14 protein-coding genes are annotated in these 15,804 nt (G+C 64.4%); 12 read left to right on the forward strand and 2 right to left on the reverse strand.

The window, feature by feature from the left end; genetic code table 11:
- Position 1: 1 nt before the first annotated feature.
- Complete coding sequence (locus AC5L3C_RS21590) at positions 2-235, reverse strand: MbtH family protein (RefSeq protein ID WP_493650392.1); 234 nt, start codon at positions 233-235, stop codon at positions 2-4.
- Entirely contained in the window at positions 232-4,236 is a 4,005-nt protein-coding gene (locus AC5L3C_RS21595; RefSeq protein WP_493650393.1) for a non-ribosomal peptide synthetase, read from the reverse strand. The genes AC5L3C_RS21590 and AC5L3C_RS21595 overlap by 4 nt, the downstream gene beginning before the upstream one ends.
- Before the next feature lie 1,135 nt (positions 4,237-5,371).
- On the opposite strand from AC5L3C_RS21595, the gene AC5L3C_RS21600 reads away from it, so the two are divergent.
- From AC5L3C_RS21600 to AC5L3C_RS21655, 12 genes are all read left to right on the forward strand, one after another.
- The gene (locus AC5L3C_RS21600; protein ID WP_493650394.1) at positions 5,372-6,121 is read left to right on the forward strand and encodes an acylneuraminate cytidylyltransferase family protein; all 750 of its coding nucleotides are present in this window, start codon (positions 5,372-5,374) and stop codon (positions 6,119-6,121) included.
- 53 nt (positions 6,122-6,174) lie between these two features.
- Positions 6,175-6,435 carry a phosphopantetheine-binding protein gene (locus AC5L3C_RS21605; protein ID WP_493650395.1) on the forward strand — a complete coding sequence of 87 codons (261 nt, stop codon included), beginning with the start codon at positions 6,175-6,177 and terminating at the stop codon, positions 6,433-6,435.
- Positions 6,432-7,685, forward strand: coding sequence for a class-II aminoacyl-tRNA synthetase family protein (locus AC5L3C_RS21610; RefSeq protein WP_493650396.1), 1,254 nt, complete (start codon positions 6,432-6,434; stop codon positions 7,683-7,685). The genes AC5L3C_RS21605 and AC5L3C_RS21610 overlap by 4 nt, the downstream gene beginning before the upstream one ends.
- Positions 7,670-8,821, forward strand: coding sequence for an acyl-CoA dehydrogenase family protein (locus AC5L3C_RS21615; RefSeq protein ID WP_493650397.1), 1,152 nt, complete (start codon positions 7,670-7,672; stop codon positions 8,819-8,821). Before AC5L3C_RS21610 ends, AC5L3C_RS21615 begins: the two co-directional genes overlap by 16 nt.
- Entirely contained in the window at positions 8,805-9,521 is a 717-nt protein-coding gene (locus tag AC5L3C_RS21620; protein WP_493650398.1) for a glycosyltransferase family 29 protein, read from the forward strand. The genes AC5L3C_RS21615 and AC5L3C_RS21620 overlap by 17 nt, the downstream gene beginning before the upstream one ends.
- Before the next feature lie 24 nt (positions 9,522-9,545).
- Positions 9,546-10,940 carry a coproporphyrinogen-III oxidase family protein gene (locus tag AC5L3C_RS21625; protein WP_493650399.1) on the forward strand — a complete coding sequence of 465 codons (1,395 nt, stop codon included), beginning with the start codon at positions 9,546-9,548 and terminating at the stop codon, positions 10,938-10,940.
- A 23-nt stretch (positions 10,941-10,963) separates the two neighbouring features.
- A complete protein-coding gene (locus tag AC5L3C_RS21630) occupies positions 10,964-11,470 on the forward strand; it encodes a DinB family protein (protein WP_493650400.1) in 507 nt (168 codons plus the stop codon).
- Positions 11,467-12,279, forward strand: a complete 813-nt coding sequence (locus AC5L3C_RS21635) for a sugar phosphate isomerase/epimerase family protein (protein WP_493650401.1) — start codon at positions 11,467-11,469, stop codon at positions 12,277-12,279. The genes AC5L3C_RS21630 and AC5L3C_RS21635 overlap by 4 nt, the downstream gene beginning before the upstream one ends.
- A 149-nt stretch (positions 12,280-12,428) precedes the next feature.
- On the forward strand, positions 12,429-13,241 hold the full coding sequence (locus tag AC5L3C_RS21640) for a hypothetical protein (RefSeq protein ID WP_493650402.1): 813 nt from the start codon (positions 12,429-12,431) through the stop codon (positions 13,239-13,241).
- Positions 13,238-14,281, forward strand: a complete 1,044-nt coding sequence (locus tag AC5L3C_RS21645) for an NAD(P)-dependent oxidoreductase (RefSeq protein WP_493650403.1) — start codon at positions 13,238-13,240, stop codon at positions 14,279-14,281. The genes AC5L3C_RS21640 and AC5L3C_RS21645 overlap by 4 nt, the downstream gene beginning before the upstream one ends.
- A complete protein-coding gene (gene rpiB, locus AC5L3C_RS21650; RefSeq protein ID WP_493650404.1) occupies positions 14,278-14,832 on the forward strand; it encodes a ribose 5-phosphate isomerase B in 555 nt (184 codons plus the stop codon). The genes AC5L3C_RS21645 and rpiB overlap by 4 nt, the downstream gene beginning before the upstream one ends.
- On the forward strand, positions 14,829-15,803 hold the full coding sequence (locus AC5L3C_RS21655; protein ID WP_493650405.1) for an ABC transporter ATP-binding protein: 975 nt from the start codon (positions 14,829-14,831) through the stop codon (positions 15,801-15,803). The genes rpiB and AC5L3C_RS21655 overlap by 4 nt, the downstream gene beginning before the upstream one ends.
- Position 15,804: the final 1 nt, after the last annotated feature.

Consider the following 15,804-nt stretch of genomic DNA (forward strand, 5'->3'; position numbering starts at 1 on the left):
ATCACCGGTCCTGGACTGTGGAGGCGGTCCCGCTCATGGCCGAGACGAGGCTGAGCGGACGCATGTCGGTCCACTCGGCCTCGATATGAGAGACACACTCGGCCCGCGGGCGGTCACGTAGTACCCCAGACCAGCCGTTGGGGATGGGCAGGTGTGCCGGCCACAGCGAGTACTGCCCCTCGTCGTTGACGAGGACGTGGAAGGACGCGTCGGTGTCGTCAAAGGGGTTACTCATGCGGGCTCCTCGGATGTCGGTGCGGAGGCGGTGCCGCGGAGGACGGCGGACAGCAGGGAGCCGGTGTCCTCGGCGGCCGTGGTGAACATCTCGTCGTGGCTGGAGTCGACGGGATGGATGTCAAGGCGTCCGGAGACGAATTCCCGCCAGGCGCTCGCGGGTGCGCACTCGGCCGGCCTGTCCGACCCCGCTGTGATCAGAGTCAGGTCGCCGTCGAAAACGTCCGGGACGAAGGCGCGCTGCAGGCGGAGGTTGTTCATGCCCACGCGAATCGCGGACCTAATCTGCTCATCGTCGGCATCCGCTAGCGGAGAGAACCGCGTGCGCACCTCCTCGATGACAGTTTCGTGGAGCCGGTCCGGGTCCCGGACCGCTATGACGCTCTCAAGTGGCCCGCCGAGCATGTTCCGCAGTGCTTGCGACAACAGCACCTCTTCGTCAACGGTCTCCGAAGGGGCATCCGGTAGAGGGGGATAACTGTCGAACATGACAAGGAGGTTCACCTCCTCTCCGGCCTTCTGCAGCCGGGTCGCCATGGCATGGGCGCCATGCCCACCGAAGGACCAGCCCAGTAGGTGATAGGGACCTTCGGGCTGGACCTTCTTAATCTGGGCGAGGTAGTCCTCGGCCATCTCGTGCAGTGACTGGGGAAGTTTCGGGGGCAACCGGGTCCCTTCAGCCTCTAATTTCATGCCGCGGGCTTGCAGCCCGTAGACCGGCCGGTTGATGTCGATGTGCGCCAGGACGCGGAAGTAGCACCAGCTCAGCCCGGCTCCCGGATGTATGAAAAACAGTGGAACACCGTTGCCTTGGGTGCGCAGTCCGAGCAGCGTTCTGAACATGTCGTGAGCCGCTTCTTCCCCGGACAGATGCCGGGCCAGCGTCGCAACACTGGGCCACCGGAAGAGACTTTGCAGCGGCAGGTCCACCCCCAGCGACCGCTGGATGCGCCGGACGAGTTGGACAGCCAACAGGGAGTGGCCGCCAAGGCCGAAGAAGTCGTCATAGATGCCCACTTGCGGTATACCGAGCGAAGTCGCGAAGTGCTGGGCGAGGGTCGCTTCCAGAGGGGTCCGCGGGCGGCGTCCGCCCGGTCGGTGCATACGGGGGGTGGGCAGGGCCGCACGGTCGAGCTTGCCATTGGGACTGAGGGGAAAGCGGTCCAACACCATGACAGCCGAAGGCACCATGTAGTGCGGAAGCTGGTCCGCCAGGGCGTCTCTGAGTACGGCAGGACTGAGCGTGGACGTCCCAGGTGCAGCCGTGACGTAAGCGATCAGCCGCTGATCTCCAGGCCGGTCCTCGCTGACTGTGGCGCATGCCGCGCTCACACCCTCCTGGGCGGCTAGCACGCTCTCGACCTCCCCGAGTTCCACTCTCTGGCCCCGGATTTTGACCTGATCATCATTGCGCCTGAGGTACTCAAGCGTGCCGTCTGGCCGCCAGCGGGCAATGTCCCCGGTGCGGTACATGCGGGTGCCAGGCAGCCCGAACGGGTCGGCGATGAAGCGGGCGGCGGTCAGTGCCGGGCGGCCAAGGTATCCGTCAGCGACCTGGACGCCGGCTAGATATAGCTCGCCCGGAACTCCGATGGGGCAAGGCCTCAGGCTCCTGTCCAGCACATGAACCCGCGTGTTCCACACCGGTTGCCCGATGGGCACCGGACCCCGCTCACCTGGGCGACATTCGTGGTGGGTGACGTCGACAGCAGCCTCGGTGGGACCGTATAGGTTCTCCAGACGGGCACCGGAAAGGATCCGGTGGAACTCCTCTGCTGACTCGCGCGTAAGCGCCTCACCACTACAGAACACCTGACGCAGGCTGTTGCAGGTGGCAGCCGACGGTTCGGCCAGGAACAGCCGCAGCATCGACGGCACGAAGTGCACGGTGGTTACCCTGTGTTCCCGGATGGTGCGGACCATCCGTACGGGGTCCTGGTGCTCGCCGGGCGCGGCGAGCACCAGTGCGGCTCCCACGCGTAGAGGCCAGAAGAACTCCCAGACCGACACGTCGAAGCCGACAGGGGTCTTCTGCAGGACCCGGTCCTGAGAGTTGAGAGGGAAGGCCGCTTGCATCCAGCGCAGCCGGTTGTCGATCGCACGGTGGGAGACCACCACGCCCTTGGGCAGGCCAGTGGAGCCCGATGTATAGATGACATAGGCCGGGTGGTGGGGCGTGAGCGCAGGGGCGGGATGCGCCGCTGAGGCAGCGTCCGACGGCGGGATAAACACCTGGTCGTCAACAATCAACGTGCGCAGGCCGTCCAGGGGCAGGGAGTCCCCAAGGGTGCCATCGGTCAACATACACGCAGGCCCGGCGTCGCGGAGCATATGAGCGAGGCGCTCGGCAGGATGCCCAGGGTCCATCGGGAGATACGCGCCTCCAGCCTTTAGGACCGCAAGCAGCGAGATGACCAATGCGGGCGATCGGGGCAGAGCGACCGCCACGAGCATGCCCGGCACCACCCCGCTCTTCGCCAGGCACCGGGCTAGGTGATCGGCCCGGGCGTTCAGCTCTGCGTAGCTAAGTTGGACGTCGCCCGAGATCAGGGCAGGCGCGTCGGGAGTCCGCGACACCTGCGCCTGGAACGCCTCGTGAAGCGTGGTCACCGGGACATGCCGGTCCGTAGCATTCCAGTCCAACAGCACCTTTCGGCGTTCCTCGGCGGACAGAAGGTCGATCTGCCCTATCGGCACGTCAGGTGTGTCAAGGACCGCATCGAGCACGCGCGACAGCCGCGCCACGATGGCCTCGGCCGTGCCCCGGTCGTAGAGGTCTGTGGCGTACTCCAGTACGCCGTGCAACCCTTGCGGCGCTCCGCTCTCGTCGTACCGCTCCACTATCTGGAAGGTGAGGTCGACCTTTGCCGCAGGAAGGTCTACATCCTTCAGTGTTGCGCTGACCGGGCCGAAGTCCGGGCGAGCCTGGGCGTTGTTCTCGAACGCGAGCATGACCTGGAACAACGGAGGGTGCGCCAGGGAACGCGGCGGGTTGAGCGCCTCCACCACACTGTCGAAAGGGAGGTCTTGGTGGGCATACGCCGCCAGGTCGGTCTCGCGAACGCGGCGCAGCAGCTCTGCGAATGTCGGATCGCCAGACAAGTCCGTCCGCAGAACCAGGGTGTTGACGAAGTGTCCGACGAGGCCGTCCAGCGCCTCCTCCGTACGACCAGCAACCACGGAGCCGATGGGTATGTCGGTACCTCCCCCCAGCCGGGACAGCAGCGTGGCCAGGGACGCGTGGAGCATCATGAATGGCGTGCAACTGTGCTGCTGTGCCCGGGTGAGCAACTCCCGATGTTGCTGTGGTCCCCAGTGGATCGGAACGGCATCCCCACAGCGGCTCGCCACCGCAGGGCGGGGGCGATCCGCAGGCAGCGCCAGGCTCGCCGGAATCCCCTTCAGCACGGCCGTCCAGTAGGCCAGTTGAGTGGCGTGCACGCTGCCCGGGTCGTCGGCGCTGCCTAGGAGCTCCCGCTGCCACAGAGCGTAGTCAGCAAACTGGACCGGGAGCTCTTGCCAGGATGTAGCGCCGGCCCTCGCGGCGCGCGACCGGTAGGCCTTCGAGAGGTCGTGTAGCAGAGGGGACAAGGACCAGCCGTCCGCAATGATGTGATGCAGCACTATCAGCAGGACGAAATCCTGTGCGCCCACTTCGAACAGCACTGCTCGGAAGGGCGGTTCGCATCCGATGTCAAACGGTGCGGCGGCGGCCTCGCGCAGCGCCGCGCCGAGCCTTTCCTCCGGCATCGGGACGACGGGCAACTCAGGCCGCGCTGAGGCGGGCTCCAGAATATGCTGGCGGGGCTCCCCATCGGCCTCTGGGAAGATCGTACGCAGCGTCTCGTGCCGCTCCGCCAGATCGGCCAGTGCCACGCGCAGGGCTGACGCGTCCACGGAGCCGCGCAGCCTCAGCGCGACCGGTACGTGGTAGGTCGCGTCGGCTCCTTGCAGGCGGTCGAGGAACCATAAACGTTGCTGGGCGAAAGACAAAGGAAGCACTCACGGTCTCCTCGGTCGGATGCGCTGGCCGGGTCGCCCGCGGAAGCGGGGCGTGAAACCGCTTTTACCTGCATCCCTGCTCCCGGCTCGGGCAGACTGCGGCAGTGTGCAGGCGTGCGAGCAGCCGCCACGCAGCTCTCGGTCTGCCGAGAGGGAAGAAGCTAGGGGCTAGGGCGGGTCTCGTACGGCTTCGGATATCCGTCCGAAGACGGGAGGGGAACGGTCGTCGGTGGGTCGCCGGCGGTGGTGGAGACAGTCGTTACCCCACCCCTACTCGACGGGATCCGGTGGACGGCACATTAGGGGCTCAGGAATGCGAAATCAACCACCGCATTCCGAGTTGACCAGAAAGCACTCGCCACCAACCGGAACCACCGAATCACCCCATCCCACCGAATGTGAAAGCATCCCGCTTTAACATGTAACGGAAGAAACGGACAAAGTCACCATCGCGCCATAAGCCTTCAGTCGCCATGTTCTGCACCCGTTAACAAGCGGCTAACACAATGAGCCGATTTCCCGGTGGATCAGGAGGTAGCGGACGAGTTCGAGGAACCTCCTACCGATAGATGAAGTGGCCGTGGTCGGCGATGAGGAAGTCGAGTCGGCGGTAAGGGTGGCAACGTAGCCGCGGTCCGACGGGATCACAACAGGGTCAGCAGCTCGGTGGCACGGTTGCGGTTGTCGCTGGTCAGGACGGTAACAAGCGGTGCACCGCGGAGCATGCTACCCGTTCGTTGAAGATTAACACTGGCCCGCGAGTAAGTGGCCAGAACCCTCCCAGCATGGCTGGAAAACCGTGGATCAGCGCCCTGGACAAGGATCTGACTCCAACATATTCTCTAGATCGCTCAGCACCGTTGGGGCGACTTTGGGTGCCCCATGTCGTGCTCTCCGTCTATCTTATCCACCAGTTCCCGACCATTGACTGATCTCCTCCACAGTAGGTAATGGGGAGTCGTGCGCGGGAGATGGTGGATGCCATGTGAACTCCATTACCCCGGAGGCGGGGTCGCTCTTTTCCTGGAAGAGAGTCACTCGCCTGTCTGACTAAGACGGGCGGCTCACCGGTGACGTTCAGTCGCCTGGACGACACCTGTCCCGCGGCGAACACTCGCAGTGAAAGGGAGGATCCATGTACCCTGCACTCCTTATCGGCCGGGGCGGCAGCCGAGGGCTGCCCCGGAAGAATACGAGCAAGGTTTTGGACCGGCCCATGATGGCCTATCCGCTGATGGCTGCCGCCAACAGCACCTTCATTGATGAGGTCTACCTAAGTACCGACGACGCAGAGATAGCGTCGATCGGCCGCGCCCATGGCACCGAGATCATCGACAGACCTCCGGAACTGGCCACCAGCGACGCCTTGGTCGAGGATGTCGTGGTACACGGATATCAGACGATGGTCCGTCGGCGTGGACCGTTCGGAATCTTCGTGCTCCTGCTGTGCAATTCAGCGACCGTTACCCCTGGAATTATCGACAAGGGTGTTGCCATGCTGGAGGCCGACTCTGAGCTCGACAGCGCCCTCACCGTATCCCGCTATAACGAATACTCCCCGGTGCGGGCCCGGCGCATCGACGAGAACGGGCTCATCGCACCCTTTGTAGACGTGGATTCGATCGCCGGCGCGTCATGCGACCGCGATTCGCAAGGGGACGTCTACTTCTGCGATGGGTCGGTCTGGGTACTGCGCGACAGATGCACCGACCTCTCCGCAGGCCAGCTCCCCTTCCGCTGGACTGGTCGCCGCATGGCCCCGCTCTACCAGACCGGGGGGCTGGACATCGATAACCCCGACGGCGCGGCGCGGACGGAATGGTGGCTGCGGGAGAACGGATTCACCGCCACCACTACACCGTACGACCAGGATATGAGCGGGTGATTCTTCGAGTACGGCGGAAAAATCACGCAGGCGCTATAATAGGAGGGTATCCCATGGAGCACAACGAGTTTCTGGACCGTATCCTAGAGTTCCTGGTGACAATGCCGGGCTGGCGCGGCGAGGTGACAGCGGACACGCGGATTCTCGACACAGGCCAACTGGACTCACTCGGAATCATCACACTCCTGAGCTACATAGAAAACTCGCTTAGCGTTTCTATACCTGAGAGCGATTTCCGCTTTGAGCGGTTCTCGACTCCGCGATCGATCGCCCAACTCGTGCAGGAAAACTCGAACGGGCCGGTAGTTGCATGAATTATGCAGACCTGGCCTTCCCGGAGGGAATTCCAGCCAAGTTCGGTCCGGAAATCGCACGCCGGGTGCTCTATCTAGACGAAGGCATCGATGATTTTTCCCTGGTCGAGGACGCTGGGCAGATCGTCGGGCTGCGACTGAGCGGATCTGTCACGGCGGAACAGCCGTCCGCCCGGCTAATCGAGACGCTGATGGCGGAGGTCCAAGGACTACGTTCCGTCGAGGCCAAGCAGATCTGGACGTCGCGCCGGCCCCCAGAAGCGGCGCCGGAAGTCCGGGCCGATGCCATCATCGACGAGCTGGTCTCGGCTGGCCACGCTCGGATCCACGGGCCCGGGACGGTCAGTTTCAGAGGGATCTACGCCGACCTCGTCAGCGTCCTGGACGATCTTTTCACTGCGCTGTCCACGGACCTCATGGCAGCCGAGCGCCACCGCTTCCCGACGTTGCTCGGCTCATCAGTCCTGGAGCGGGGTGGCTACCTCGACTCCTTCCCCAACCTCCTCATGACTGTGCACCGGCTGCGCAATACCCCAGGGGACTTCGAAAGTTTCCGTGAGCACCGTCGCGGCGGTGGAACGCTGCAGGACCTTGACTCAGCGACGGTGCCACTCGAGTACTGTCTGCCGCCGACCATGTGTTACTACGTGTATGACAGCATATCCGACACCCAGGTGGACGACCTTCGGGTGTTCACCGCCGTCGGCAGCTCGTTCCGTTTTGAGCATCGTTATGAGTCGCCCTTCCGTCGGCTCTGGGACTTCACCATCAGAGAGACGGTTTGGGTCGGCGGCAGGGAGGAAGTGCGGGCCGGCCTGCACCGGTACCGCGAACTCGTCACGGCGCTCTGCGACGACCTGGACCTAGTCGGTGTCTGCGAAACGGCGCACGATCCCTTTTTCCTCGCAGACAACGGCGCCGCTATGGCAGCTGCGCAGCGAATGATCGGATCGAAATCGGAGCTGCAGCTGTTCCTGGGAGATGGCGACTCGGTTGCCGCCGCGTCGTTCAACGCGCACGGGGAGTACCTGGCGACCGCTTACGGAATCAGCCTTGACGACGGTTCGCCCGCCTCGACTGCGTGTGTCGGCATCGGGCTCGAGCGTGTTGTCCTGGCGTTCCTCGCGCAACATGGCATTGATCCGAATTCCTGGCCGGCCATGGTCGGCGACGCCGTCCGAGCGGAGTACGATCGCCCGGGCCGCCGGGCTGTACGGCAGTGGGCGGAGGCGCGATGGCCAACGCGGTAGTCGCCTCCCCCTCCGGGGAGGACCTGCGGTGCCTGATACGCGGCTGGGCAGAGACCGCCGAGGACGGTGCACCGCCGCTTTCACAGTCCAGGCTGCGGCGCCTGTGGGAGGAGGCCGCCTCGGCTGGCTGTTTGATGGGGGCCCAGACGACCGATGTGGACACACGACGCCACTCGTTGATGGTGGCCGAAGAACTAGGGCGCAACTGGTTGCTAGACCTGCCACTGTGGATGCAAAGCGACGTAGTGGCCTCGGCGATCCGCAGACACGGGGTGGTGGACCAGGACGCGCTCCTCTCCGGATTCGCCCGCGGCTCTGCAATCGTCGCTGTGGCGCTGAGTGAGACCGACACCGCGTCCTCCCTCATTGGATTGTCGTCTACGGCTCGGGCTGTGGAGGGCGGATACAAAATCGACGCGGAGAAGCGGTTCGTCAGCAATGCCGTGATTGCCGACTACCTACTCGTCTCTGCGACTGTCGGCGCAAAGCGCGACAGGACCGGGCTGTTTCTGGTCCCCCGACATTCCCCCGGAGTTCAGGTGACCCCGACGCCAATGGGCCGCGGTCTGGAGCTGCTGGGTACCGGTACCGTCAGCCTCACCGAGGTATGCGTTCCTTCCGGCGCGCTGCTCGGCGGCACGCCGATAGCAGCCTTTCAACTCGGTCCGGTGCTCTCCGTGGAGCGGTTGTTCCTGGCCCTGATGAGTTGCGGAGCAGCCTGGTCAGTGGTGTCCGACATTCATAGCCGTGGGCAGGCCACTCGGCCAGCCGGGACCTTACTGAGCCATTCTTCGGTGGAACATCGGGTGGCCGAACTTGTCGGTCGGCTAACGGCGGTTACATCACTGGTCCGTGTTCTGTGCTCCGGCTATGCCAACCGCGGTACGGTTCCAGCCGACCAGGCGGCCATCGGCAAATTCGAGGCCGTGAATGTCCTGACCGCTGCCCTCGATGTACTCGGTGGCCTGAGCGGGGCAGCCGACCTGGTGGAGGACCACGGCAGTGGCCGGTCCGGTTTGGAGAGCCGCCGCAGGGCTGCCACCGCCCAGGCACTGGCCGGGGGCGCCCCGCACGCCCTCCACGCGATCACCATCGCCGGCCTTACCGGAAGGGGCGGCAGTGTTCAGATCGTATGACGCCACATGGCTGGAGGAACGGTTTGGCCATGTTGAATCCGTCGCGCTGGTGGGGAACGGCCCCTCAGTTGGCCGTTCGGAATTCGGGCACGTGATTGATGGCTGCGACCTTGTTGTCCGCATGAACAGCTATGTCGTGCAGGGATTCGAGAAGCACACTGGCGAGAGGACAGACCTGTTCGTCTCGCATCTCCTGCACACTTACACCTCCGAACGGCTGCGCTCCGACGGTGTGCGAGCGGCTCTCATCTCCAGGCCTGCAGGGCCAGCCTTCGCCCACAATGCTGGACTTGGCGTCATGCTGCGCAATCGCCCCCAACTAGGCGACTTGCCCACCTCCTGGATCTCTGAGCGGAGCTTCGCCGAGTTGTACGCCATGCTGGACATACCGGCCGACGACGCCTCAGGAAGGAATCCATCGTCCGGGCTGGTCGCCACGCAGGCGATGACGAGTCATCCGGCCATTCGCCGTCTGGTCCTTGCCGGATTCGACTGCTTCCCCGTGCACGAGCCCATGCACTACTTCGATGATCCGGTCTACGACGCCGCCGAATTGCGCAAGGTGGTCGCGCACAGCCACCGGACGGACGCCGAGCGGGCAGCGCTCAGGCGCCTCTTGACCGAGTTCACCGGAGATGTCGACCTGCCGACCGAGCTCGCCAGAGCTCTCGCTCCACAAGGACTTCGCGACAACCCGTGACCGTGACGCTCTCTGGGGAGAAACATGAACACCAGTTTGGAATTTAATAACAGGCTGCGCGAATTCTTCTACTACCCCAAGCTTAGTCGGCACACCGATGCCGTCACCGACGCTCGAGGGTTCGCGGAGTTCCTTAACAATCCGGGGGATAGGCGCGATCCGTATTCGATGTACATTCACGTTCCGTTTTGCGACTATCTATGCCACTTCTGCCCGTTCATGAAGGTGCTGAACCAGGCGACGGCACCGGAGCTCAAAGAGCGCTTCTTCGACGCCATGGTCCGTGAACTGCGGATGCTCGGCGAGTCGGCCTACCTTCAGGGGCGGACCCTCGAATGGGTCGAGTTCGGCGGCGGTACGCCCACGTCCGTGGAACCACGGTACTTGGAAAGAGTGCTGCAGACCTTACACGAGAGCTTCCCTCTCAAGAAGGACGCAGTCATCACCATGGAGGGCGATGCCCTCACGCTTGGCCGCCCCGACCTGCTGCGGACGCTGCTGTCTTTCGGCGTCAATCGGGTCAGCTTCGGCGTGCAGACGTTCAAGGAGGAGCTGCGACGGAAGCTCGGCGTGAAGCCCACGATCCCGGACCTGATCCGCGCAGCGGACACCATCCGCGACATTGGGATCGGCGAGTTCGCCATCGACATCCTGTACAACCTTCCGGACCAGACTCAGGAGACACTCGACAACGACATCACCCGAGGGCTGGAACTGGGCCCCGACTACATCGACTTCTATCCGTTGACGCTGTGGGAGAACACGACATTCAAGGAACGGGTGGAGGATGGGAAGGCCTACTCCCACCGGCCCTCGAACCAGCAGAATTTGGCAATGTTCCAGCAGATCAAGGCACGGATGGCGGGCATCGGTTGGCGACCCGCCAGGTCGTACACGTTCGTTACGCCAGCTCACCACGAATTCATTGAGGTGAGCCAGGGGCGTCTGCGACAGCGCGCGGAGGCGTTGGGTGTCGGCCCTTCAGCCCGGGGCTTCGTGGGCCGCCGCCACTTCATCAACACCAGTTCCATCACTCAGTACGTCGAGATGCTGGAAGCCGGCAGGCTGCCACTGGAGCTCGGAGCCGTCTGCACGCCCGAGGAGGAAGCACACCGGCTCATGGTGCTCTTCCCGTCGATGCTGCTGGAGATCGACATCGTAGACATCCCCTTCTACGACTCCCTCTTCGCCCCAACCGTGGAAAGGCTTGTTCAATCGGGCTACCTGTGGCGCGACGCCAGGCGCATTGGGCTTACCGACTCTGGCATGCTGTGGGCAGGCAACGTCTCACGTGAGTTCTTCAGTGCGGCACAGAAAGCACGCATGACCGACTCCTTCCTGTACTCCGTACGCAGCAAGGTCAACCCCTACAACCAGGACACGACAGGTGTCCGCAAGAGCGCTAAGGCACAGCATTGAGTTCCACGTCATGGCAATCTATCGTGCTACGCCAGTTCCAGAAAGCTGGCGCCGAGTTTGCCGCGGCGTTGCGGGCATTAGACGACCTGCAACTAAGAGCACGCGGACACAGGGACGTCAACTCCATCGGGTGGACCGCTTGGCACCTCTCACGGGGCATGGACCGTAATCTGTCGGAGATCGCGGGCAACCCGCAGCTATGGACGGCAGGCAACTGGGCGGGCCGGTTCGGACGCCCGGCCGACCCGGCGGACACTGGTTTGGGGCACTCGGTGTCCGAGGCGGCGTCCTTCGCACCGCCGACCGCGGAAGTCCTGCTGGCATACCACGAGGCCGTCCAGCGCATGGCCACGGCGTATCTGCGGTCGGCTCCCGACACCGACGCGGCACGCATGGTCACCAGCCCGACTCTGGGCAACGTCCACACAGTCGAGGAACGACTCGTCGCACTCCTGGCCGACACATTCCTGCACTTGGGGCAGATCAGCGTGCTGCGGCAATGGGCAGGCGAGGAGGCCGAGATTCAGTGACGGAGCGTGCGCATTTTGACCGCATCAGCCTCGGTGTTTCGAGTTACGGCGACGAACTGCGCGGCGGCACCATGTCTCGGGCCGACTTCGTGAACCAAGCGGCCCGGTTGGGTTTCACCTCTGTGGAACTGTGCGACCGCATCGTGCCGTCGGCCGCTCAGGCTCTGCCGACCCTTGAGGAGCTGGACGGCTGCCAACTGGCCTCTCCCAGCTTCGCTATACGCAACGACTTCACTGATCCATCCCGCTCCCTGGAACAGGAGATCTGTAAAGCTCGGGAGGGGATACGCACTGCCCACCGGCTGCACGCGCGGACGGTCCGTATCTGGACCGGGGCCTCAGACATCTCGCGGTCGGCGATGGAGCGCGTTGCGACCGCTTTCACTGAGCTCGCCGATTACTCTGCGATGCTAGGAGTGACGCTCGCAGTAGAGACCCACGGGGGTCTGTCCAGCGACCTCGACCTGCTTCCGAAGCTGCTCGACACGATCGGCCGCGCGAACCTGGGCGTCTGCATAGACGGCGGTTACCTTCCCGGGGAGGACTTCGCCCGAGCCTTCCACACACTGGCCACCCGGATCGTGCACATTCATGTGAAGGTCCACGACCCAGATGGCCCGGATGGGTCCGACAAGGCCCGCCACACGCCACTGATCGATTACGTGCGCAATTCGGGATACCAGGGCGGGCTGATCGTGGAGTACGAAGGCTCGGGTCCGCGTGACACTGGTGTGCTGTGGACCCGGGAGCTGGCCGCCAGCGCACTCGGCGGCACGACCCGGCCGAACAGCGAGGAGTACGCGCGGTGACCGCGGCAGCGGAGGGTCTGTCAGTTCCCCATATTTCCCGAGTCGTCACCGCTGGCCCTGGCCAACACAACGCATCGTCCATCTACTACGTCGGCATCACCGCCCACGAGTCAGCTGGTGTACGGTGCCTTCCACTGTGGGCCCAAGCCATGGGCCTGCCAGCACGGCTGGTCTGTGTCAACGCGCCGCCGGGCAGTTCCCGCGACTCATTGCTGTCGTTGGTCCTCGCGGACGACAGCGCTGTCGGAGCACTCTTCACCGGCCACAAGGCAGAGCTGGGTCGGTATCTCGGCGGATACGCGTCCGTGACTGATGACGTCCGGCGGCTGAGCGAAGTCGGAACCCTTCGCGTCAAGGACGGCGGCCTGCACGCCTCGGCGCACGATGTCGCCGCAGGCCGGCACATTATCGAGGAACTCCTCAGCCACACCCTGCGGCGGCATGGCGGGCAGCAAGCGGTGATGCTGGGCGCGGGGGGCGCAGGGCTAGCCCTGGCGACGGAGCTGGCCCGGCACCCCGCGGTCGAGGGCGTGGTGGTCACCGAGGCGTCCGCAGAACGACGGCGAGAGGTTCGCCGTATTCTCGCCCTCGATCCAGCCGGTGCCCGAATCGAGCTGCTGCCCGCAGACCGAAACGACGATGTCGTCTCCGCGGCGCCGCCAGGGACGCTGGTCGTCAACGCGACCGGCATGGGCAAGGACGTTCCAGGCTCCCCGCTCGCCGAGGCAACCGTACTGCCAGCCCGGTCGCTGTTTTGGGACCTGAATTACCGTGGCGAGCGGCCCTTCCTCACCCGTGCGCGTGCCGCTGCGGCACGTGACGGCGGACGAGCCGCCGACGGGTGGGACTTCTTCGTGCGCAGCTGGTACGAGGCCCTCCGGACGATCTTCGACACCGACTGGGGTCCCGACGAGCTCGCTGTCTTTTATGAGTGCGCTACTCAGGCCAAAGGGGGGACATGACTCCCAGGACAATTTTGTGGCAGTCCGACCAGGAGCCGTGCCAGGCGGCGCGGGATGCCATCACCACGGCGGGCTTCGACCTAATAGTGGCCGAATGGTCGGACGATGTGCCTCAGCCGGACGAGGTCGTCGGCATCATCGCCGACCACCGGGAGCGGTGGGACCGTCGACGGCTGGGCCTGTTCCCACGTGCCGCAGCTATCGTCCGGCTGGGCGTAGGCATCGACAACGTCGACATACCCGCTGCCGAAGCAGCAGGCTTCCGGTTCGACTCGGTACCGGCCTACGGCACAACTGATGTCGCGGACCACACCCTCGCCATGATTCTAGACCTGAGCCGCCACCTGACGGCGCGGTCCGAAAATTTACGCAAGGGGGGAGCGCGCGCCTGGCGAGCAGACCTCCAGCACGGATTCCGACTCCGCGGGCGGGAGTTGGCCGTCGTGGGACTCGGTCGCATCGGCACGAGCGTGGCTCTCCGGGCGCAGGCATTCGGGATGCAGATCGTCTTCTACGACCCCTATAAGGACGAGGGCATCGAGCTCGCCCACGGCTGGCGGCGGGCGCACTCATTACGCGAGGTCGCAGCGGCAGACATCGTTACCCTGCACTGCCCGGCCACGGACGAGACTCGCCACCTGATCGACGCAGCCTACTGGCAGGACGTCAGCGAGATCGGACCGCCCAACGGACAGGTAGCGGTCAACACGGCCAGAGGAAGCCTTGTGGACTGGGCCGCGTTCACCCGCGCCTTCGACGCCGGTCTGGTCCGCGGCGCCGCGTTCGACGTCCTCGAGCACGAGCCCTTTCTCGATAACGATCCGATGATCCACCGCTGGAGAGCAGCGGATCCCTCGGTACACGGACGCCTCCTGCTGACCCCACACGTCGCCTTCGCCTCTCCCGAGGCGGTGCTCGACCTACATCATGGGGCAGCCACCCGTCTCGTCCGCTCGCTCACCGATGCGCCATATCCGAATGCCGGCACGCGCCGCAGCGAGGGACATCCCACGCCTGCCCTTCTGGAGCGCCTCTCGTGAAGATCGCCATCGGATCCGACCACGTCGGACTGGACCTGAAGACCCACCTGATCGAGCTGTTGACCCACTGGGGTCACGACGTGCGCGACTGCGGCACTGGCGACAGCGCACGGACGGACTACCCACCCATCATGGAGGCAGTCGCGCGCAACGTGGCCGATGGCCTAACCGACCGCGGAATCGTACTCGGCGGGTCGGGTCAGGGCGAACAGATCACAGCGAACAAGGTCTGCGGCGTCCGCGCAGCCCTTTGCCACGATGTCTACCTCGCCCGGATGAGTCGTGCCCACAACGATGCCAACGTCCTGGCCATGGGAGCCCGCGTGGTCACCCCCACTATCGCGGAGACCGTCGTGCGGACCTGGCTGACCGAGCCCTATGAAGGCGGCCGTCACGACCGTCGGCTCCAGCAGATTGCCGATTTGGAGGCGCGGGAGCGCAGCGAAGGCCGCGTGCCCAGGAATTCCCGGGCACCGCTGCCGGGACTCCAAAAGGGCACCGGACCAGCGATTGACCAGCACCCCCCTGCCGACCTATCGAGGGACCGATGATTGCGGAGCCTACGGGATCAGCGATTGCCATCAACGATCTGACCCGAACCTTCCGTGGCCCGCAAGGGCGCCTTAAACATGCGGTAGATGGGCTCACTCTGCACGTCGAACGTGGCGAGATGATGGGACTACTCGGGCCCAACGGAGCAGGCAAGACCAGTATGGCCAAGATATTGATGACCGTTCTGCTGCCGACGTCCGGCAGCGCCCGGATATTGGGCCACGACGTGGTGTCGCAAGCGCAATCCGTGCGCCGGCTCACCGGCGTCATTTTGGGCGGTGATGCTGGCCTGTACGCCAGATTGTCCGCACGGGACAACCTCGCCCTGTTCGCGGACCTATACGGCATCCCCTACCGCAAGCAGAAACGCCGGATATCAGAACTGCTCGACCTCGTCGGCCTGTCGAAGGATGAGCGCAAGCGCGTGGAATCCTTCTCCCGGGGAATGAAACAGCGCCTGCACATCGCCCGCGGTCTACTTCACGACCCGGAGGTGGTCATCCTCGACGAGCCGAGCAACGGCATCGACCCAGTAGGAGCCCGCGAACTCCGGGCGCTAGTACGGGAGCAGGTGAGGACAGGACGGACCGTGCTGCTCACCACCCACTACATGTTCGAGGCCGACGAACTCTGCGACAGAGTGGCCGTGATGCGCGACGGCAAAAAAATAGCGGAGGGGACCCCGGAATTACTCAGGAAACAGACCGACGGGCAGGTTGTGCTGACAGTGGAGGTGGACGGTGCCGCCGAAGAGCACATGCCTCGTCTGCGCGCGGTGCCGGGAGTACGGTCGGTAGCCATAACTGAACTGGATGGAAGACAGCTCATCCGGGTGCAGAGTGGACAGAGGACAGATGTAACGGCGGCCGTCCTCGATCGGCTACAGGACCTGACGATCCGGCAGGTCTCCAAACGCGAGCCCACTCTCGAGGACGCCTACGTGTCGCTCATCTCGGGCGGCCAGCCATGAC

The organism is Streptomyces speibonae (assembly GCF_984686075.1).

Bases quoted from the DNA above. Each gene is read 5' to 3' on its own strand.
- AC5L3C_RS21645 (WP_493650403.1), top strand. From the start codon at position 13,238: ATGACTCCCAGGACAATTTTGTGGCAGTCCGACCAGGAGCCGTGCCAG.
- AC5L3C_RS21615 (WP_493650397.1), top strand. From the start codon at position 7,670: ATGGCCAACGCGGTAGTCGCCTCCCCCTCCGGGGAGGACCTGCGGTGC.
- AC5L3C_RS21590 (WP_493650392.1), bottom strand. From the start codon at position 235: ATGAGTAACCCCTTTGACGACACCGACGCGTCCTTCCACGTCCTCGTC.
- AC5L3C_RS21605 (WP_493650395.1), top strand. From the start codon at position 6,175: ATGGAGCACAACGAGTTTCTGGACCGTATCCTAGAGTTCCTGGTGACA.
- AC5L3C_RS21625 (WP_493650399.1), top strand. From the start codon at position 9,546: ATGAACACCAGTTTGGAATTTAATAACAGGCTGCGCGAATTCTTCTAC.
- AC5L3C_RS21600 (WP_493650394.1), top strand. From the start codon at position 5,372: ATGTACCCTGCACTCCTTATCGGCCGGGGCGGCAGCCGAGGGCTGCCC.
- AC5L3C_RS21610 (WP_493650396.1), top strand. From the start codon at position 6,432: ATGAATTATGCAGACCTGGCCTTCCCGGAGGGAATTCCAGCCAAGTTC.
- AC5L3C_RS21640 (WP_493650402.1), top strand. From the start codon at position 12,429: ATGGGCCTGCCAGCACGGCTGGTCTGTGTCAACGCGCCGCCGGGCAGT.
- AC5L3C_RS21655 (WP_493650405.1), top strand. From the start codon at position 14,829: ATGATTGCGGAGCCTACGGGATCAGCGATTGCCATCAACGATCTGACC.